Source organism: Serratia proteamaculans (assembly GCF_946227095.1).
Classification (GTDB): domain Bacteria; phylum Pseudomonadota; class Gammaproteobacteria; order Enterobacterales; family Enterobacteriaceae; genus Serratia; species Serratia proteamaculans_E.
Genome location: NZ_CAMISV010000008.1, coordinates 263,315 through 280,178, shown reverse-complemented (window position 1 = coordinate 280,178; position 16,864 = coordinate 263,315). Strand labels below are relative to the sequence as shown.

The following is a 16,864-nucleotide window of genomic DNA, read 5'->3' as shown; positions in this document are numbered from 1 at the left end:
ATTTCCTTTGATAGATGTCAGCCTGTTGGCGCAACTGCTGTTCTTGCTGTTGCTGGGCGGCCATCAGTGCACGGTTCTGAGCATCCTGTGTTTGCAGAGTGGCGATCAGTCCGGCCTGCTGCGCCAGCGTTTTTTCCTGTTCTGTCACCTGCTGCCGTGCCAGCTCCAGCCGATGTGACAACAGCGAGCTATACCCACCCAGGAAAATGGCGGTAAGCAGCAGCGCCACTAATCCACCGTTCTTTACCATCGCCAACCAGCTATTCATGCCGGATAATCCCGATGTGGTAACTGGAAGTGCGGCCCGTCCTTCAGGGTTTTCCAATCACCACCCCACTCGATCGGCGTGGCCAACTCCGCGCCTGCCTGCTTAAAGGCTATGGCGATCTGCTCGTAGTATTTCCATTCCCAACTGATATTGCTGCCAAGATAGGCCACTACGTCTACAGCATGCCCGGTCAGATGGCGGCTGTTCATCGTCTGGCTGGCGCCGGCGGCAACCATCTGTCTTTGACGCTCACGGCTACGAAGCCCTTCCGTGATACCGAAATCAACGGGTGATAGCTCAAGTGCCCGGCGCGCAACCGCTACCAACGCGGGGTTGACGCCAACGAGATTTTTCTCGCTGCGTTGGCTGAATTTATAAGTCATGGTGAATTACCTTTGGGCGGGTTTTGCCAGTCTCATGACATTGCCGCGAGACGCAATTACCGCCACACAGAATGCCAAGTTGATTAATGTTTCCGACCAGTTCGCATAGTGATAATCACCGGTAAGGATGCGGATCGTCACTGAGGCACTGGCGACGATCAGCAGCCAAGCGCAGAAAGAAGCAAAGAACCGGTGAGTTGCCCCGTTCCGGCGATACAACATCATGCGGGCTGCTATCACTGCACATGTAATGGCATTCACGATTAAGAGGTATTCATTTAGCATCGCTCCCCCCTCGCCGGAACCGGTCAAAAAAACCCGTTGGATTTTGACTAGCTGACATGAGTAGCCGAACTGCGATTGCGGAGGCCACCAACGCACCGACTGGATTACTGGCTTTGATGTCACCAGGTGTTGCCCAAGTGATGATGTCAGCAGCAAAAGGCGCTGCCAGAATTCCCACGAGTAAAGAAGCAACGAACAACGCCAGCTTTTTTAGCCAAGTAAAATCACTGGCTGACATAACAAAAATTACTGCGCCGGCGAATGCCCCGATCAGCACGCCAGAATCTACCCCTGATAACAGCCCCGCCACAGTCACGCCGGTTAATGCGGTAGTCGCTGCCCCAGTACCTACCGGCTCAGTCATTTGTTTGCTCCTTTGCTCGCTCAGCGAACGCCGGGCGTAAGACATAAAAAAGGCCACGCATTAGCGCAGCCCTTAAATAGAAAAACCCCGGCAGATGCCAGGGTTAGAATTGGTGCCGGTCTTTCCCGACTGTCACTTCACATCGAGGGGCGCACTTAGAAACTCCCCACCAAAGGGTTCGATAGTGCGTATCAAAACTAAATGCGCCCTTCTGCTGCTTCCATAAAAAAACCTGCACATCGGCAGGTTTTCTGTAACGGGCGTATATACCCCATCGTTAAAGCTGATATTAGGAAAAAACGGCAACTATTGCAAGTGCACGTTTTCCATCACCGCGTGACCTTGCTGAAAACACGCTCTAACTCACTCTCTTCCTGATAGCATTTTGTCAGCAACGACTCATAGAAGGGTTTCCAGCTATACCGCCATGTGCGCTCTGGCAGCTCAGGGATTAGCTTTTTAACCGCATGGTGGATCACTGACGGCTGAACCCGTTTGAAGCCTCTCCCCTTGCATTTCGGGCACTCCTTCATTACCGGCACACCTTGAAGCTCGCTATTCTTCTTATCCAGCACGGTGCCTGTACCCTGGCAGCGGCAACGTGCGCTGATATTGCCTTTACCCTTACATACTGGGCAGGCCACCATCATAACGTCTTCCCATACTGTCTTTGCTGGCGGCTGGCATTGGTCTTTTATCATCCACAACCCATTCTTGATGCTGAATTTGTTCTCTTCCCACTCGATGGCCAGCTCGTTGCGGTTAATCTGGGTTTTACGCACCAACCCTCTACCCTGGCAGCACGAACACGACTCAGTTGACAATGCCGAACGACAAAACTCACCGTAAGCCATTGCGGCCATGATACGCAGGCAACGACCAAACTTAGCCCCGGCGGCTCGCTTTATCGCCCTTGGCGCTTTCTTGCTGGCAAATTGAGTCAGCATATCAACCGACCGCTGGCGATCCTCTTCACTGACACCATACTTGCCGAGACAAAGTGCCATGCCAAATACTGCCTTGGCTTCTACCATGCCGAGTGCTGCCATGATGTCAGTACCCGTTAATGCTTCGCTCGCCGTGGCTCTGGACGAGTCGGAAATATTCAGGCTTTTAGGGCTGAAGTGTTTCAGTGCTGATTCGAGATTCATCGTTTTGCCCCGCGCTTGTTTGCCGTGCTGATCGCCCCAATACCAAATGCCTTGTTCAACGTGCGCACCAGGTGGAATAACTGGCTGCCGTGCTTGGCCTCCCATGCGGCCACATCATCATGCAGCTCGTCATGGCATTCACGGGTCAGGGGGATGGTGAAAATGTCGTGTGGTTTGGTGCCGGTGCCGCCAAGCCCATGATCGATAATGTGGTGCGGGTCGTCTGCCGGGCGTTTGCAGCCACAGCAGCATGGCTGTGACTTCACCCACTGGGTGTATTTCTCGCACTCCCAGCGGGTAAGCTTGGGCAGCAGCATAAAACCGGCTGGTGGCTCGGGGTCGACATCAACGGTCAGCGCCGGTTTCACCTTCTCCACGTATTCGTTAATGATCGCCTGTGGGGCTTTCTCCCACACGATATCGGCCTCTTTGCGCGTTCCCGTTGGGATAGTGGCTGGTGGAAGGCGCAGGGAAAAGCGGGCTACCGCATCAGGCAACAGATCGGACACGTGCTTCAATACAGCCCACCAGCACAATTCCGGCAGACTCAGTTGGTGGTCTTCACCAAACTTAAAATGCGAGCGAGCGCGGTAAACTACCCACTCCGCCACGTTCTGCGCAGCGATAGCATCCAGCTCCGGCAACGTTTGCTCCCGCAGGCGGTGCTCATGATGCCAGCACAAGCGGACCGGGCGGCCGTCATAGTTCAGGATGTCCATATTATGGTGGTGGTAATCGTCGCCGGTGGTCCACTGACATTCTGTGCTGCGCATCAACCACTCTTTCAGGCCTGCAACACCACCAGCTGCATCTATGACCCGTTCATTCTGGAAAAATGATGACAATCGTGGGTCGGCCGCCAGGCTCTGATCTACTGCTGGCAGCAGGCCGGAAGGCAGCGACTTTAACTCTTCCGGTTCACTGGCAATCAGCAGGCGGCAACGCCCACTGAAATAATCCAGCAGATCGCTACCTGGGCGCAGCAGCACCACACCTAGATCACGCTGCAGGTAAGAGGTAAGTAACATCCTCACGCGGCCACCTCTTTACGTTCAACACACAACTCAGGCAAATTGGCCTGCACCAGCGCTTCAGCAAACGGTGGCGGCACTGCGTTGCCACAACGCGCTACCTGCTTATCCTTGGCGTACTTCTTGCCACGATAGTCCTGATCGATGATGTACCAGGACGGGAATCCCTGGGCAGCGTACAGTTCGTGCGGCTGCAACATACGCATACCGATATCAACGATCTGGTAATCGATGCCTTCTACAGTGACAAGGCCGAAGCGGTCATTCGTAGTGACGGTGTGCAGCGGATCTGTGAGGCTTACCCCTTCCTTTTCGTTGCCGTAATACTTCAGCAGGAACGCCCTAACCTCACCAATATGCAGGCCGCCGGCGGTAATGGTTGGCATGGGCTCAGTCACCGGCTGGCCATCCTTACAAGTACCACGGAATTTGATCAGGTTTGACGTAACCAGCGCATGGTGGTCGACAGTCGTCACTGTGTGCGCCGGTTCAGCAAGATCAGCGCCGGGGCCGGTGTAATTGCCGCCGAAGTGTTTCGCCAGGAATGTTGCAACCAGTTGGCTTTTGCCACCGCCGCCCGCAGTGATCGTGCCATTTGGCTCGTCTGCGCGGTGACCTACGCTATTACCAAACTGGCGGGCAATGATTGGGGCCACCAGCAGATGCTCTGCTTTCGTGGTAACAGTTGTCAGAGGCTTGCCTGCTTCATACGCCAGACGATCTCCGCCGAAGCCGGTCTGTCCGATACGTGCGATGATCGGCGTCACCAATGCGGCTCGAGATTGTTTCAGGATTGTGTGCATCGGCTGATCCGCGCTGCGCGGCTTAGCCTGATACTCCGAGCCACCAGCGCCAGTAATAAATGGCGCCAGTTTTGCCGAAACCATTCCCAGAGCATGCCCATTACCACCAGGTCGTTCCGAACTGCCTGCTGTGATGGTTGAAAGCGGCTCATCGCATTCTTGGCCGGTGGCGCCGGTTCTGAATTTAGTAACGTGCGGCGTCACCAGCGCGTAGCCGTGAGTTTTGGTGATCGTCTGCAACGGCTCTTCCAGCGACTGTCCACGGAAACAGTCATACTTCGTCTTGCTGCTAGTGTGGTTACACTTGACGATAAACGGGTTCGGGCTGTCGATCACAAATCGCTGGATGCCACGGGCAATACGACGCAGGGTGTTTTCGGCCAGCGGGCGTTTGCGCTCAAAAATGCTCGGACACGGAATTGACCAGTCGATACACTCCGCGGCGGTGCGCCACGGAGCGAGCTTACCGCTCTGCACATCAAGTGATTTAGGATCCCCGTGGCTCGCAACTGGCCACTCGACCGGCCTCCCGTCGCAGCGCATGACCATGAAGAACCGGCGGCGAATAGTCGGCGCGCCGAAATCACAGGCGCGTAATTCCTTATGATCGACAACGTAGCCCAGGCCGGAAACCAGTCGGCGCACATCGTCGCTGGCCGCATCGATGTTTAACACCTCGCAGCACTCAGCAATCGCCGGATGATCTGCAGCAACGCCGGTTGTTAGCATGCCAATGAAGGCAGCAAAGGTTTCACCAGCCCGCGTCGAATCTGGATGCTCTGTTCCGTCTTCGGCGGTCAGCAGTGGTCCCCACGTTTTAAACTCTTCGACGTTCTCCAGCATCATCACGCGCGGGCGCTTCGCCAGTGCCCAACGGATCACAATCCAGGCCAGTCCGCGAATCTCCTTCTTAACCGGTTTGCTGCCCTTCGCTTTTGAGAAATGACGGCAGTCTGGACTAAACCATGCCAGGCCGACGGGTTGCCCGGCGGTCGCCGCTACCGGATCGATATCAAAGACCGATTCGCAGTAGTGCAACGTCTCGGGGTGGTTGGTTTCGTGCATCGCAATGGCGTTTTCATCGTGGTTGATCGCAATGTCAACGCTGCGCCCAGTGGCCATCTCAATGCCGGTGCTCGCCCCGCCGCCACCAGCAAAATTATCTACTATCAGTTCACGGTTCATGCTGTGGCTCCCATTGCGGCGGTTAAAGTGGTTGCGGCCTGGATAATGGCGGCCTCCGGAGCGCCCTCCAACTTCAGGCGGTTGATGTGGTTGCGCAGTTTGTTCTGCAGGTGCGCCGGCAGGCTGCTGGCTGTGGTCACTTGGTCAAACAGGAAATTTACTTCCTGTGGCCACACGGTATTGGCGGTTTCCGGCAGAATATTTTCTGGAATATGTTGGGGTTGGATTTGTGGTGCCAGGCGTTCGGCCTCGCGGCGGATCTGCGCCATAAAGGCTTCACCCATATTCTCCAACTGGGTGCGGCTCACATAGCTGGTGGCCGGGCCATTCCACGTTTTATCGAATACAACGACCGCGCCAGCAAAGAATGCGCCGGTGGGCACTTGCTTTTCATCTGCCGGAACAAACCACTTCGGTACATCGAATCCAACACGCCCACGGATGAAAGCAACATGATCTGCCTGCTCAGGCCACCAAGTTTCCGATGTTGCGGCCTTAATCAGGAAAACGTACCGGCCGCCCAGCTCACGCATAGCCATCGTATGCGCCATGATGTGCAGCATACCGGTGATGTATTGCCCCTCATGCTGCTGGGCGCGGGAATATGGCGGATTGCCAAAAGCGGCACCGTGCAGTTCCACCAGCCGTGCTGACCAGTCCTGAGTGAGGGCATTATCTTCCGCCGTGTAGAATGCCGGACACTTACTGTTATCACCGTCGGTGAACAGATCCAGCACCAGTGGGCCGAACATCGCATTAATCCCCCAAAACAGGTCGTCGGGAGTACACCACTGATCGCCAACCTCTTTCAGCTGGTGGGCCGGTTGCTCACGTAAAGTGGCGAGGCTTTCACAATAATTGCTCACAGGATCCCCCTTTGCTGTTCAGCGATGGCCAGTAGCTTGATGAAGCGATAACGCGCCTCGATGTTGAATTGGGTCAGTACGCGCCCCCAGTTACGTTCCCGGGCGATACGGCGTAGATCCTGATCATCAGCCCAATGCCCGCGTAAATACCGCAATGACCACCAGCGGCGAACCTGTTGCAGCATGGCCACCAGCGGGAATACGGTGACGCCTAAAATTTGATGTGTTGCTGGTTTCATCCTGCCAACCTCCCTAAGTCATTCTCGCTGGCCTGAGCCACTGCATTCGCCCAAATACCTACCCATGCCTTGCGGGCGTCGTAGTCAGTCATACGGCCCAGGGAGCCAGCCAGACGCTGGGCAATAGTCTCTACCTCATTGCGCGGCTTGCGGCGCTGAGTCACGATCCGCAGGTAAGCATCATCCCGGGCGGCGGTGTCCAGTCTCTCGACTTTCGGCAGGTCGTTGGCCCGTTCTTCCTTGACCGACAGGTAACATTTCTCGGTGATCAGGTAGTCGAAATCTTTCTTGCGCCAGGTCTTACCGCTGGTTGTATCCGGGCGGTCTTCGAGCATCCAGCGGCACTTCTTGGCGATGTAGCGAAGGTAAGCGCCCCACTTCTCGATGTTCAGGTCGTACTCTTTCCACAGCTTGCGCAGCACTTTGCGGCGGGCTTCGGTCACTTTGATAACCTGTGGCAATTCAGGCAGCGTGTCGTGGAAGGTTTTCAACACATCCTGATAATCGATTTTCAAAGAATCATCCGCTTGCGGGTCGGCTGGCTCAGCCAGTTGACCAACAGGTTTTATGATCTGTTTGTTCTGATCTGAGTAATGATCTGTATAGAGATAGGATTCCGCAGAATCGCGGCTTTGTTCCTGCACTTCTGCGTTTTCCATTCCGTGATTCTGCGTAATGGATTCCGTAACTTCACGTTTTCCATTCCGTGATTCTGCGGATTCCACTGCTGGCGGGAATATCAGAGCAATTAGCTTGTCGCCGTCGATACGGTAATGGTTCTTCGGGGTGCCATTTACCTTACGGGTAGATACTTCAATAACACCCGGCAAATACTTCTTGCGGAGTTTGCTAACAACGCGCTGTACCTGGTCCTCACTGACCCCACGCAGTTCACCCGCAAGCTCTTCATGCGTTTTGTAAAACCAGCCATCGTCCTGTGATGACTTCCCTGTCCAGAACACCAGCTGATTCAGCACGGCGGCCAAAGCAAAGGACTGCTGATCACTGGCAAAGAAGTCCAAGTATGGGCCTGGGATCACAATGCAGTTCTTCTGCCCAGACATGGCCTGAACAACTTCAAATATTCTGCTCATACGTCAAACCTGATAAATCGTGACCGGAAAATAATCATCGCCGTGGTGATCGCCCATTCTTGCCCTACCGGGCTGTAGGTGACGGTCTCGCGCTCCGGATCTGTGCTGTGCACCAGCACCACTGAGTGATTGCGATCGCGGTAATGGCAGCCAGCCTGAATAAGTAAGTTCGCCATATCAGCCCACCATCAGCTCAGAGGCGTAACGCTCAGCGATCCACTGGATGCCGCGCGGCGTCACACGTGTTTGCGTATAGGCATGGCCTGAATGGTCAGAGGTGCCCGTTTTCACAGTAAGCAGCCCCTCTCGCTGACGTTGCGAATGCGGAAGGAGGTTATTGGACTGGCGGAACAACACCCGATCGCGGATCAGTGCCTCAATCATCGCCTTCTCTGGCATGTTCAGAATTTTGGCTGTCTCTCGCAGGCTCTTGGCACCGCTGGCGTCAACGTAGTGATCGACAAAGGCCACTTTCGGGGCGTCAGCCTGCACTTTCTGCTCCAGGGCTGCTTTCTGCTCGGCCATGTCGGCAGCCAGGCGTAATGCCTCAGGAAGTGATTGTGGGACAGAGGTCTGGTTTTCCAGCTCTTGCCACCGGTCGACCAAACGGGCTGTAAACTCAGGTGATAACTGGGCAACCACAACGTAGCTGTCACGCTTGTTCACCTGGTACTCGCTGTACTGTCGACCGTTCTGGGGGTGGGTGTACGGCATTGCCGCATACCCCGATATCGCGCCACGTTTCACCAAACGGTCAATGGTGGTGCAGACGTCAGAATGGCGAGACTCAACCAACTGAGCGATTTCTCGGCTGCTCATGGTTCGATTTGCCGAAGTGATCATGGTATTCATACATCCTCCCGCTCACGCGCCAGCCACTTGCCGCCATCTACCACCCAGCGCGCAAACTGGTAGTTGCTGGCAATCCATCGACCCATTACATTTACTTCATACCGGAACGGCGACGCAGATTTACCGCCAGTCATTGCACGGCAGCGGATTTGCGGCACCATTGAATTTCTGGTTAAATTGCTCATGCGATTATTTCTCCACACACTGATTTACTCGCACCTCGACGCCCAGCGGCTGCAACCTCTGGGCGTCAACCTTTCTGACATTTGGCTTTTTTGCCAAACAGCGCCAGTACAGCCCTAACCTCTGCATCACGCGCCTGCAGGTGCTTGCGGTGAAAGCGCATAATGTCGGCAGCTTCTTTTTCATCAATGACTCCATCTGCGAGAGACTCCTGAATGATCTGATCCACATGGCCACGGTGCGCGGCGGTGCGGATGCTTTTGCTGAACAACTCCACCTGGTCCAGTTCTTCCAGGGCCGGGATCTCAACCACCAGCAAACCGCGGCGCCGGGCGAAATATTCGGTCAGCAGGTTGGTGCCGGAAATATCTTCCATTGCTTCCAACTCCCCGATCTCGAAGAAACGGCAACCGTTCTTCTCGTACAGGTTGTTGTTAAAAGCCGTCTCAGACATACCCAGTGCGCCGGCCATCGCCGATCGGCCACCAGCTACCGCCTTACACATGCCCTTCACTGCATCTTTCAAATTTGGCTCTACCATGTTGTTTTTCCTTTGGTAGTTAACTGTTTCGTTCAGATCCGATAGCATCATCAGAAGCAAGGAAACGCTGGGGAAAGAGAATCTGCATTTCACTAATTTCACCGCCGAAGTACTTGGATAGCTTTTCAGCTATCTCTAGGGATGTGACTTGCATACCCCTTTCGATCCGACTGAGATTTCCAACATCGATATTCGTAGCTTTAGCAACATCTTGAATTGTCTTCTTTTGTTCAAGACGCAACATTCTAAGCGGAGTTTTCATGATACCCTCATTTATTTGCGTTTTGAGCATATTAATTGCAGCAAGAGATTTGCGCAAGTTGCTTTGCATTAAACGCAAAATGACTTTGTAATGGCTGTATGAACATAGGAAATCGTATACGCGAGCTAAGGCAGCAACGCGGCATGACAATCACGGAACTGGCAGAGGCTATTGATAGCGATGCTGGCAACGTCTCTCGTCTAGAAACCGGAAAACAGAAGTCATTTACTGAAGCCGCATTGGGGAGAGTGGCCCAAGCATTACGCGTTTCTATTGCAGACCTTTTCAAAACTGAGAACATGGAAGATACTGTATATAACAACAGTGGTTATATTCCGACTCATATCAAGGAAAAGGATGTGTATAGAGTTGATATGCTTGATATTTCTGCAAGTGCTGGTGCAGGCTCCTATACTGGAGATGTCGTAGAGATCATTAACTCGATTGAATACGACGTTGATTACGCTAAAGCCATCTTTGGTGGGCGGCCTGAAGGCTCAGTTACGCTGATTAATGTCAGGGGCGATTCTATGGAGGGAACGATCTACCCTAACGATCTTATTTTTGTTGATAACAGAATAACTAATTTTGATGGTGATGGAATTTATGTTTTTGATTTCAATGGTGATTTTTTCGTTAAGCGTCTTCAAAAAGTCAAGTTTGAGCTAAGAGTTATTTCTGATAACAAAGCATACGAAGCCTGGTCTATCTCCCCCGAAGAAATCAGCATGCTCCATATTGAAGGCAAAGTTATCGGTAGCCAACCCCAACAAATCAGGCGTCACGCCTAACTTTTAGATCGGTCATCTCCCCAACAAAGAAAAGCCCAGTTAACCCTGGGTTTTTTTATATCTAAAATTCCTTATGCTTCATTGGCATATGATTAATTTGCGAGTTATGCATAATTTATAATTGACACATTTGCACTTAACGCATAAATTTACCCCATCAAAGGCGCACAGCCAGATACTCAGTAAGGGGTTCCATGATGGGATACGTAACGAAAAACGCGAAACCATACATCTATGTTGGCGATATGTCAGAGGGGGAACTTAGAGCGTGGTTGCGTGAGTTGGGATCTACAACCACAGCATCAATAATTGAAGGTGCAATTTATGGCTTGGGCTTGGATTTAAACATGATCCTAGAAACCGTGACCAAGCGGATCAGATTCCTTTCCGAAAACGAAATAGTTCGGGTGGGAAATCACTCCAGCTTAGCGGAGGAAGAGTCTCTCTTGCTGACGAATTATGAAGTAAGTCTAGCCAGTTTTCTTGCAGCCAACGCGACATTGCTTGCTCAACTTCGGAAAATTCAGGCTGGGACGAAAAATCAACACGATCAATCCCTTCAGCAAGTATTTTCACCACTAGTGAAGGAAGAATCTGATCAAGAGAAGAAATCGTCGTTCCTGACTCCTGATAAACCAAGTGAATAATGGCTTCCTCATCATTAATTGTGAGCATTTCCATGTTGTTGGACCTGTAGTCCTGAACTAGCTGGTAAAGCCGAGTAATGATTAGTGCGCGGCAAGATACAAAGTTAGCGGAGTCTGTGCCTTTAGTTTCATATTTTGCACGTAATTGACTCTTAATCTGAGAATGAATATTTTTTAAATTCATATAATTACCTATTTGTGGTTGATTGTTATTCGCATAAAAATCATACCACATAGCCATGCGCCGGGCATGGTTAAAAATCCCGGCACACAACGGCATGCTCACTCGCCCTTTCCCTCAGTTCTGGGAGCGGTGGAGGATCCTAACTCATGAGTGAGCATGCCGTTGTGGATCTGGCTGGTGGACTTCGGGGCGTTGTCCGCCGGCCACCACAACCAAGTAAGTGCTGTGTGTAGTCTTTGGCGGCCACGCCGAGCTTCTACCCCTCGGAGGTGAAGATAATGTTCGTAGGCTGGCCGCCCTTTTTTTTACACATCAGGTAGCGCACTGGGCAGTTCAATTTTTCATATTGCACAGTATAAAAACCCTGTACCGGTGCGCTACCAGGTGTGTGGAGAAAACCGCGGCGTTCGCCGCTTCGTGTGAGGAGTATTCAATGAGTGAAGACCGCAAGACCAACGTACCGGACTTTCTGGGCGAACTGGATGCCGGTGTGTTTCAAAATAAAATCTCAGCAGCTTTAAACGCTACAGCTCTGGGTGTTCTCAATAACGGTGGTAAGGGAAAAATTGTTATTACCCTTGACCTCGACCGCTTAAGTAATTCGGTTGAAGAAAAACGCGTTGGTATTAAGCATCAACTTAAGTTTGTTACCCCTACCCCTCGCGGGAAAGTTTCAGAGGAAGACACCACCGAAACACCAATGTACGTTGGCAAAGGTGGCAAATTAACAATCCTGCAAGAAGACCAAGGCCAGTTATTTACTGTCGACGGAAAGACAGACGGTAAATTACGCGTCGCTCAGTAATACCGCGACACTTTCATTAACACAGTCATTTTATTAATAGATAGGATTATATTTATGTCTCAATTAGACGGTTCTGCCATCGAACAAATTAAAAACCTTACCCTTGCGGCATCATTACTCAAGAATTTGGAACTGACCGATTGTCCTGTCGCGGTATTACCGAATGATGTTGATCTCCACAACCTGGAGGGGTTCAACGCAAACCGCTTCCGCTTCCGTGGAAACATGACCACTACCAGCATTGAAGACTTCGTAAAATACTCTTCGGACTACGCTGGTTCTGGCGTTCGCTGCTTCATCGATGCGGATCGCATGCAGGCCGAAACCATCTTCAATCTGGGTACCCTGGATAACCCAGGCCATGCCGACAACAAAGCGGCCATTACCCTGAAGAAAACAGCGCCATTCACTGGCCTGCTGGATATCAACGGCCGCAAACAGGGCCAGAAAGAACTGGCTGAATGGCTGGAAGATAACCGTGATTTCCTGCTGGCCTTTGATGCTGACGGCACTGTGCTGGATATCAAGCAGGCTGTTGGCGCTGTTCGCCGCATCACCATTGAGTCAATCTCAACCTCCGATCATGAAGAGAACGATTTCAGTGGCAAACGCTCGCTGATGGAAAGCGTTGAAGCCAAGAGCAAAGACGTTATGCCGGCGGCCTTCGAATTCAAATGCGTACCTTATGAAGGCCTGGGCGAACGCCCCTTCAAATTGCGCTACAGCATTATCACCAGCGACAAGCCGATCTTGGTGCTACGAATTGTTCAGCTGGAAACAGCGGAGGAAGAAATTGCCGCTGAATTCCGTGACCTGCTGATCAATAAATTCGATGGCGTTGAAGTCGAATCCTTCATTGGTAAATTTAAAGCTTAATTACCCCCCTGTAATGCAGCCTCAAATACCCCAGTAATGGGGTATTTGGTGAAGTGTTGCCTAAAACTGTGTGGAGAAATATTTATGTCGTGGATTAAAACATTCACCGGAAAGCGTTTTGATTATAAAAACCCTACCAAAGAAAGTATTTGCATTGAGGATACAGCGCAAGCCTTATCCCATGAATGCCGATTTGCTGGGCACTTGCCTGAATTTTATAGCGTCGCCCAACATTGCGTTTTAGTGAGTCAAATCGTACCGGAAGAATATGCATTAGAGGCATTATTACATGATGCTCATGAGGCCTATTGCAAAGATATTCCGTCACCACTGAAAGCACTTATCCCAGATTATCGCGGCATCGAAAATAGTATCGATTTTGTGATCCGCCAAAAATTCGATCTGCCTGCAACCATTAGCCCTATCGTCAAACTCGCTGACCTCATTTTGTTGGCCACCGAACGCCGGGATCTGGAACTGGACGACGGCACCCCATGGCCAATGCTCGACGGTATCCAGCCATCGGAAGATATCCTGGTATCCCCCGTTAACCCAATTCAGGCCCGCACAATGTTCATGCTGCGATTCCACCAGCTGACCGCCGAGAGGACTGCGTGATGTTCGGCCTGTTCCTGCTCGTCTGCTACACGTACCAGCCGTGCGAGTTCGTGCCGCAAGGCTGGGTGTATCCAGATCAAAGCAACTGCCTGGCAGATATCCACCAGCAGCAGTTACCACCGCAGTATGAATGCCTACCGGTTGACGGAGTTATTCCGGCACGGCGCCAGGGGGACAAATGAGTAATGAACTTAGCCTCGATGGCAAAAGCATTCTCGACATGTGCTGTGGCCCTCGCATGTTCTGGTTCGATAAACAGGACGATCGGGCTGTATTCAGCGATAAGCGCTGCGAAAACCATACCCTGTGCGACGGTCGACAGTTGGTGATTTCCCCTGATTTGATCGCTGACTTCCGCGCGCTGCCGTTTGCAGACGGCTGCTTTCCGGTTGTCGTGTTCGATCCGCCACACCTGGAGCGCGTAGGGCCAAACGGCTGGCAGGGTAAGAAATACGGGAAGCTCGACCGTGATACCTGGCGCGATGATCTGTGCGTTGGGTTCAGGGAAGCCTTTCGTGTATTGCGGCCACACGGCGTGCTGATATTCAAGTGGAACGAAACCCAGATACCGGTTAGCCAGATCATCGCCCTAACCGACGAGAAACCGGCTATCTGGCAGCGCACAGGCAAGAACGATAAAACGCATTGGATCATCTTCGTTAAGGGAGGCGTCAATGGCTAAGCCGGTTAACTGCGACCACATCACGGATGAGTATATCGAGCAAGCGTTCGACGGCACCAACTTTGGCCCGGTTAACAAACGGAAAATGTTAGAGCAAGGGTGCCTTAAGGCTGCGTGTGACTCATGGTCTGGCCACACCCTCTCTACCATCATGGTGGAAATCGGCTTCACGAAGAAGCTTCACGGGAAATTAACCAAACTCGGCAAACGCTTCCTGATGGATGCGTTCTATCAGCCAAAACAATCGGGCTAAAACCCAGAAGGAAACAGCATGAGCAAAACACTGAAGTTTTATGGTGCCAGCGATGACCTGTTTGAGGTTGAAGGCGCGATCCGCGAAGAGATTGGTTGCTTCAACGAATTGGGAATTTATCACCTGAAATCGGCTGAAGGTGAAGTATTGGTGGTCGCCACCTATACCGATGAGGGCTGCTGGGCAATTGGCCTGGGGCAGGTAGAGGAAGGAAAACCAGTACCAGCATGGCCGGTGTCATTCACCATGCATGAGCGCGGTTACAGCGTCCAGTTGAACATAGACGTGCCGGACGATACGCAGTTGGTTATGGCTGATGAGGGTGACGACTGATGAGCACTGAGAAGCTGAGCGAACTGAAAGAAGCCCTGGAATGGCTGGAGAAAACACCATACGGCGGCGAATGGGATAGCGCGCTTGTCGGCGGTGAAAACGGAAAAAACTATCATGCCATCACAAACGCAGACGATGAGGTTGTTCGCGCTGCTGATGATAGCCGTCATACATCGTGGTTATGCGACTACCTGGAGGCCGTGTCGCCAGTAAAAATCCGCGCCCTACTGGCAGAGCTGGAAGTGAAGGATAAGCGCATCTCGACGCTGGAGGTACTGCTGGATAAATCAGTTCAGGCCCTGCAAATGGCAGGAGTGCGCATCGAGAAGGCAGAAACGCGGCTGGCTACGCCGGTGGCAGGCGCGCAATTCAAACCGGTGGCTGACCTGTTCGCGTTAGGCTGGGAAAATGGCGAGATCTGCGCCTACAACACCGATCCAGAAAAAGCCATGCTATGGCTCACTGGTTACACCGGAACTTGCGTGCAGGAATACGTCAAGCTGGAGCGCCTGCAAGAAGCCTACACCGCCCCGCCAGCGCCAGCAGCACCAGCAACTGCTCCAGATGAAATTGAACCAGATTCTATCGACAAGTTTGTTGCGCAAGTATGTGGTGATCTGACCACCAGCAACCGAAAATAGTTTTAACGGCCCGTTGCAGCGGGACTCTATCGTGTGGAGATAAAACCATGGCAAATGAAGACAAATTGATGCGCGCCAGCAAATGGCTAAAGCGTGAATTTGAAGAGGGTTCAATCCCTGATAAACGTACTGTTAAACGTTGGATTGAGCACGGACAACTTCGAGGAAGGGTAATAGACGGTATGTCATGGGTTTATTCATCTGAGCGTTGGGGAGTTCAATCCGAAGTTTCCCACGCTGTTAATCAACTGATCAGGGAGTCGTAATGGCTGCCCGCCCGCGCCGACGGGAAAATCGGCATCTTCCGGATTTACTCTATTTTGATAAGGCGACGGGCGTTTATCGCTTCACTCTTGTAACCGGGAAGCGCAAATCACTCGGTAGTGATCGGGCTATGGCGATTGCTATCGCACGTGAATATAACAACAGGATGCGCCCTGAAACGTCTGTATCTATCGACTCGCTGATCCGGGAATCTGGCGGAATTCAAGGTGAGGCTCTGCCTTTCGCTGAACACGTCGACCGCATTATGGCGCGCGCGATAGAAGATGAGCAACCGTCCGAGAGCACACGTGATGACTGGAATAACGATGCGACTCGTGTGAAGGAGTTTTTCGACAAGATCCCGGCATGCGATATCGAACTGGAACACGTCAACTCGTATATAAAGGAATACCACGCTGATTCATCTGCAAACGTGCAAAACCGTAAAGTCAGTTTTCTGAAGAAGCTTTTCAGCTATGCAGTCGATGAATCGCTGATGCTGGACAATCCAGCCACCCGTAAGAAAATGCGCAGAATAGAAGAGAAGAAAAGACAGCGTTTGTCATTCGACAATTTTATGGCCATTCGCAGAGCTGCAGCCCCATGGTTAAGAACAGCCATGGATTTAGCATTACAGACAACCCATGCCCGGCTTGAGGTTTCACGGATCCGGTATTCAATCCGGGAACCTAAGAACGGCGTTTGCGGTTGCGTATGGTTGGACCAACCGTTAAATGGCATTCACGGCACCCTCTATATCCACCGCCAGAAAGTGCAGAAAAAAGAGGCCTCGCATGTAGCAATTCCGATCGGGGATGAGTTGAAGCGAATTATTGACGACAGTCGAGACAATGTGGCCAGCCCGTACATAGTCCACCGCATACCAGAACGTAACGTAAAACGCAGCAAAGAAGTCGCGCACCCTACCCAGGTAGCGCCGGACTATCTTAGCCGTTCATTTTCGAAGCTGCGGGATCGGCTTGGTTTATCCGATCATTTAGAAGTGGAAGAGCGCCCAACGTTCCACGAGATCCGGGCATTAGCCGCACACTTGTTCGATAATCAAGGGATAGATCCGCAGGGGCGCATGGCTCACAGCGATGCAAAATCCACGAAGATTTATACCCAGAACCATATCGATTGGGTGGTCGTTCCCCACGGTGAGATCAAAACAGGGTGATGGTAAAAGCGCCCCTAACCCATTGATGTATATAGACCGATTTTGGCGAGAAATGCACTGTTTGTATGAACAGTCAAAACAGA

27 protein-coding genes are annotated in these 16,864 nt (G+C 52.0%); 11 read left to right on the top strand and 16 right to left on the bottom strand.

Translation table 11 applies throughout. The annotated features are described in order from the left end of the window. The 15 genes from OC597_RS17775 to OC597_RS17705 all read right to left on the bottom strand — a co-directional run. A partial coding sequence (locus tag OC597_RS17775; RefSeq protein WP_262209813.1) for a DUF2570 family protein occupies window positions 1-268 on the bottom strand: 268 nt, incomplete at its 3' end. Further along, on the bottom strand, window positions 265-651 hold the full coding sequence (locus OC597_RS17770; protein WP_262209812.1) for a M15 family metallopeptidase: 387 nt from the start codon (window positions 649-651) through the stop codon (window positions 265-267). The genes OC597_RS17775 and OC597_RS17770, both read right to left, overlap by 4 nt. Before the next feature lie 6 nt (window positions 652-657). Beyond that, the gene (locus tag OC597_RS17765; RefSeq protein ID WP_262209810.1) at window positions 658-936 is read right to left on the bottom strand and encodes a phage holin family protein; all 279 of its coding nucleotides are present in this window, start codon (window positions 934-936) and stop codon (window positions 658-660) included. Then, a complete protein-coding gene (locus tag OC597_RS17760; protein ID WP_013813826.1) occupies window positions 926-1,300 on the bottom strand; it encodes a putative holin in 375 nt (124 codons plus the stop codon). Before OC597_RS17760 ends, OC597_RS17765 begins: the two co-directional genes overlap by 11 nt. 329 nt (window positions 1,301-1,629) lie before the next feature. After that, the gene (locus OC597_RS17755) at window positions 1,630-2,451 is read right to left on the bottom strand and encodes an antitermination protein Q (RefSeq protein WP_262209808.1); all 822 of its coding nucleotides are present in this window, start codon (window positions 2,449-2,451) and stop codon (window positions 1,630-1,632) included. Further along, window positions 2,448-3,485 (bottom strand): DUF968 domain-containing protein, encoded by a 1,038-nt coding sequence (locus OC597_RS17750; protein ID WP_262209806.1) that lies wholly within the window; start codon window positions 3,483-3,485, stop codon window positions 2,448-2,450. Before OC597_RS17750 ends, OC597_RS17755 begins: the two co-directional genes overlap by 4 nt. Next, window positions 3,482-5,470, bottom strand: coding sequence for a DNA cytosine methyltransferase (locus OC597_RS17745; RefSeq protein WP_262209805.1), 1,989 nt, complete (start codon window positions 5,468-5,470; stop codon window positions 3,482-3,484). Before OC597_RS17745 ends, OC597_RS17750 begins: the two co-directional genes overlap by 4 nt. Continuing rightward, window positions 5,467-6,336, bottom strand: coding sequence for a phage N-6-adenine-methyltransferase (locus OC597_RS17740; protein WP_262209802.1), 870 nt, complete (start codon window positions 6,334-6,336; stop codon window positions 5,467-5,469). Before OC597_RS17740 ends, OC597_RS17745 begins: the two co-directional genes overlap by 4 nt. Further along, complete coding sequence (locus OC597_RS17735; RefSeq protein ID WP_262209800.1) at window positions 6,333-6,575, bottom strand: hypothetical protein; 243 nt, start codon at window positions 6,573-6,575, stop codon at window positions 6,333-6,335. The genes OC597_RS17740 and OC597_RS17735 overlap by 4 nt, the downstream gene beginning before the upstream one ends. Beyond that, the gene (locus OC597_RS17730; RefSeq protein WP_262209799.1) at window positions 6,572-7,669 is read right to left on the bottom strand and encodes a hypothetical protein; all 1,098 of its coding nucleotides are present in this window, start codon (window positions 7,667-7,669) and stop codon (window positions 6,572-6,574) included. Before OC597_RS17730 ends, OC597_RS17735 begins: the two co-directional genes overlap by 4 nt. Continuing rightward, entirely contained in the window at window positions 7,666-7,845 is a 180-nt protein-coding gene (locus OC597_RS17725; RefSeq protein WP_261462650.1) for a DUF4222 domain-containing protein, read from the bottom strand. Before OC597_RS17725 ends, OC597_RS17730 begins: the two co-directional genes overlap by 4 nt. Before the next feature lies 1 nt (window position 7,846). Continuing rightward, window positions 7,847-8,521, bottom strand: coding sequence for a phage antirepressor KilAC domain-containing protein (locus OC597_RS17720; protein WP_262209797.1), 675 nt, complete (start codon window positions 8,519-8,521; stop codon window positions 7,847-7,849). Further along, window positions 8,518-8,706 carry a hypothetical protein gene (locus tag OC597_RS17715; RefSeq protein ID WP_129939132.1) on the bottom strand — a complete coding sequence of 63 codons (189 nt, stop codon included), beginning with the start codon at window positions 8,704-8,706 and terminating at the stop codon, window positions 8,518-8,520. Before OC597_RS17715 ends, OC597_RS17720 begins: the two co-directional genes overlap by 4 nt. Window positions 8,707-8,771: 65 nt before the next feature. Further along, window positions 8,772-9,245 (bottom strand): YmfL family putative regulatory protein, encoded by a 474-nt coding sequence (locus tag OC597_RS17710; RefSeq protein WP_262209795.1) that lies wholly within the window; start codon window positions 9,243-9,245, stop codon window positions 8,772-8,774. A 19-nt stretch (window positions 9,246-9,264) separates the two neighbouring features. After that, window positions 9,265-9,507 (bottom strand): helix-turn-helix domain-containing protein, encoded by a 243-nt coding sequence (locus OC597_RS17705; RefSeq protein WP_261258147.1) that lies wholly within the window; start codon window positions 9,505-9,507, stop codon window positions 9,265-9,267. A 98-nt stretch (window positions 9,508-9,605) separates the two neighbouring features. On the opposite strand from OC597_RS17705, the gene OC597_RS17700 reads away from it, so the two are divergent. Continuing rightward, on the top strand, window positions 9,606-10,298 hold the full coding sequence (locus OC597_RS17700) for an XRE family transcriptional regulator (protein WP_262209792.1): 693 nt from the start codon (window positions 9,606-9,608) through the stop codon (window positions 10,296-10,298). Between the two features lie 375 nt (window positions 10,299-10,673). Here OC597_RS17700 and OC597_RS17695 read toward each other — a convergent pair whose 3' ends face one another. Beyond that, entirely contained in the window at window positions 10,674-11,231 is a 558-nt protein-coding gene (locus tag OC597_RS17695; protein WP_262209791.1) for a hypothetical protein, read from the bottom strand. 331 nt (window positions 11,232-11,562) lie between these two features. Between OC597_RS17695 and OC597_RS17690 the strand changes: the two genes are divergently transcribed. The 10 genes from OC597_RS17690 to OC597_RS17645 all read left to right on the top strand — a co-directional run bounded on the left by OC597_RS17690 (window position 11,563) and on the right by OC597_RS17645 (window position 16,781). Further along, complete coding sequence (locus OC597_RS17690) at window positions 11,563-11,934, top strand: YfdP family phage-associated protein (protein ID WP_262209789.1); 372 nt, start codon at window positions 11,563-11,565, stop codon at window positions 11,932-11,934. A 54-nt stretch (window positions 11,935-11,988) separates the two neighbouring features. Beyond that, window positions 11,989-12,810: a YfdQ family protein gene (locus OC597_RS17685; protein WP_262209787.1), complete on the top strand. Its 822-nt coding sequence runs from the start codon at window positions 11,989-11,991 to the stop codon at window positions 12,808-12,810. Between the two features lie 84 nt (window positions 12,811-12,894). Then, window positions 12,895-13,428 carry an HD family hydrolase gene (locus OC597_RS17680; RefSeq protein WP_261158613.1) on the top strand — a complete coding sequence of 178 codons (534 nt, stop codon included), beginning with the start codon at window positions 12,895-12,897 and terminating at the stop codon, window positions 13,426-13,428. After that, complete coding sequence (locus tag OC597_RS17675) at window positions 13,428-13,610, top strand: DUF1482 family protein (RefSeq protein WP_166729283.1); 183 nt, start codon at window positions 13,428-13,430, stop codon at window positions 13,608-13,610. Before OC597_RS17680 ends, OC597_RS17675 begins: the two co-directional genes overlap by 1 nt. Continuing rightward, on the top strand, window positions 13,607-14,110 hold the full coding sequence (locus tag OC597_RS17670; protein ID WP_262209785.1) for a class I SAM-dependent methyltransferase: 504 nt from the start codon (window positions 13,607-13,609) through the stop codon (window positions 14,108-14,110). The genes OC597_RS17675 and OC597_RS17670 overlap by 4 nt, the downstream gene beginning before the upstream one ends. Next, window positions 14,103-14,363, top strand: a complete 261-nt coding sequence (locus tag OC597_RS17665) for a hypothetical protein (protein WP_060559504.1) — start codon at window positions 14,103-14,105, stop codon at window positions 14,361-14,363. The genes OC597_RS17670 and OC597_RS17665 overlap by 8 nt, the downstream gene beginning before the upstream one ends. Before the next feature lie 18 nt (window positions 14,364-14,381). Further along, complete coding sequence (locus OC597_RS17660) at window positions 14,382-14,696, top strand: hypothetical protein (protein ID WP_262209783.1); 315 nt, start codon at window positions 14,382-14,384, stop codon at window positions 14,694-14,696. Then, on the top strand, window positions 14,696-15,337 hold the full coding sequence (locus OC597_RS17655; RefSeq protein WP_262209782.1) for a hypothetical protein: 642 nt from the start codon (window positions 14,696-14,698) through the stop codon (window positions 15,335-15,337). Before OC597_RS17660 ends, OC597_RS17655 begins: the two co-directional genes overlap by 1 nt. 47 nt (window positions 15,338-15,384) lie before the next feature. Continuing rightward, window positions 15,385-15,603: a hypothetical protein gene (locus OC597_RS17650; RefSeq protein WP_013813848.1), complete on the top strand. Its 219-nt coding sequence runs from the start codon at window positions 15,385-15,387 to the stop codon at window positions 15,601-15,603. Beyond that, on the top strand, window positions 15,603-16,781 hold the full coding sequence (locus OC597_RS17645; protein WP_262209780.1) for a phage integrase Arm DNA-binding domain-containing protein: 1,179 nt from the start codon (window positions 15,603-15,605) through the stop codon (window positions 16,779-16,781). The genes OC597_RS17650 and OC597_RS17645 overlap by 1 nt, the downstream gene beginning before the upstream one ends. Window positions 16,782-16,864 lie beyond the last annotated feature (83 nt).

Excerpts from the sequence above, each read along its gene's own strand:
- OC597_RS17770 (WP_262209812.1), bottom strand. The coding sequence starts at position 651 with ATGACTTATAAATTCAGCCAACGCAGCGAGAAAAATCTCGTTGGCGTC.
- OC597_RS17765 (WP_262209810.1), bottom strand. The coding sequence starts at position 936 with ATGCTAAATGAATACCTCTTAATCGTGAATGCCATTACATGTGCAGTG.
- OC597_RS17760 (WP_013813826.1), bottom strand. The coding sequence starts at position 1,300 with ATGACTGAGCCGGTAGGTACTGGGGCAGCGACTACCGCATTAACCGGC.
- OC597_RS17755 (WP_262209808.1), bottom strand. The coding sequence starts at position 2,451 with ATGAATCTCGAATCAGCACTGAAACACTTCAGCCCTAAAAGCCTGAAT.
- OC597_RS17745 (WP_262209805.1), bottom strand. The coding sequence starts at position 5,470 with ATGAACCGTGAACTGATAGTAGATAATTTTGCTGGTGGCGGCGGGGCG.
- OC597_RS17735 (WP_262209800.1), bottom strand. The coding sequence starts at position 6,575 with ATGAAACCAGCAACACATCAAATTTTAGGCGTCACCGTATTCCCGCTG.
- OC597_RS17730 (WP_262209799.1), bottom strand. The coding sequence starts at position 7,669 with ATGAGCAGAATATTTGAAGTTGTTCAGGCCATGTCTGGGCAGAAGAAC.
- OC597_RS17725 (WP_261462650.1), bottom strand. The coding sequence starts at position 7,845 with ATGGCGAACTTACTTATTCAGGCTGGCTGCCATTACCGCGATCGCAAT.
- OC597_RS17720 (WP_262209797.1), bottom strand. The coding sequence starts at position 8,521 with ATGAATACCATGATCACTTCGGCAAATCGAACCATGAGCAGCCGAGAA.
- OC597_RS17715 (WP_129939132.1), bottom strand. The coding sequence starts at position 8,706 with ATGAGCAATTTAACCAGAAATTCAATGGTGCCGCAAATCCGCTGCCGT.
- OC597_RS17710 (WP_262209795.1), bottom strand. The coding sequence starts at position 9,245 with ATGGTAGAGCCAAATTTGAAAGATGCAGTGAAGGGCATGTGTAAGGCG.
- OC597_RS17705 (WP_261258147.1), bottom strand. The coding sequence starts at position 9,507 with ATGAAAACTCCGCTTAGAATGTTGCGTCTTGAACAAAAGAAGACAATT.
- OC597_RS17700 (WP_262209792.1), top strand. The coding sequence starts at position 9,606 with ATGAACATAGGAAATCGTATACGCGAGCTAAGGCAGCAACGCGGCATG.
- OC597_RS17690 (WP_262209789.1), top strand. The coding sequence starts at position 11,563 with ATGAGTGAAGACCGCAAGACCAACGTACCGGACTTTCTGGGCGAACTG.
- OC597_RS17685 (WP_262209787.1), top strand. The coding sequence starts at position 11,989 with ATGTCTCAATTAGACGGTTCTGCCATCGAACAAATTAAAAACCTTACC.
- OC597_RS17680 (WP_261158613.1), top strand. The coding sequence starts at position 12,895 with ATGTCGTGGATTAAAACATTCACCGGAAAGCGTTTTGATTATAAAAAC.
- OC597_RS17675 (WP_166729283.1), top strand. The coding sequence starts at position 13,428 with ATGTTCGGCCTGTTCCTGCTCGTCTGCTACACGTACCAGCCGTGCGAG.
- OC597_RS17670 (WP_262209785.1), top strand. The coding sequence starts at position 13,607 with ATGAGTAATGAACTTAGCCTCGATGGCAAAAGCATTCTCGACATGTGC.
- OC597_RS17665 (WP_060559504.1), top strand. The coding sequence starts at position 14,103 with ATGGCTAAGCCGGTTAACTGCGACCACATCACGGATGAGTATATCGAG.
- OC597_RS17660 (WP_262209783.1), top strand. The coding sequence starts at position 14,382 with ATGAGCAAAACACTGAAGTTTTATGGTGCCAGCGATGACCTGTTTGAG.
- OC597_RS17655 (WP_262209782.1), top strand. The coding sequence starts at position 14,696 with ATGAGCACTGAGAAGCTGAGCGAACTGAAAGAAGCCCTGGAATGGCTG.
- OC597_RS17650 (WP_013813848.1), top strand. The coding sequence starts at position 15,385 with ATGGCAAATGAAGACAAATTGATGCGCGCCAGCAAATGGCTAAAGCGT.
- OC597_RS17645 (WP_262209780.1), top strand. The coding sequence starts at position 15,603 with ATGGCTGCCCGCCCGCGCCGACGGGAAAATCGGCATCTTCCGGATTTA.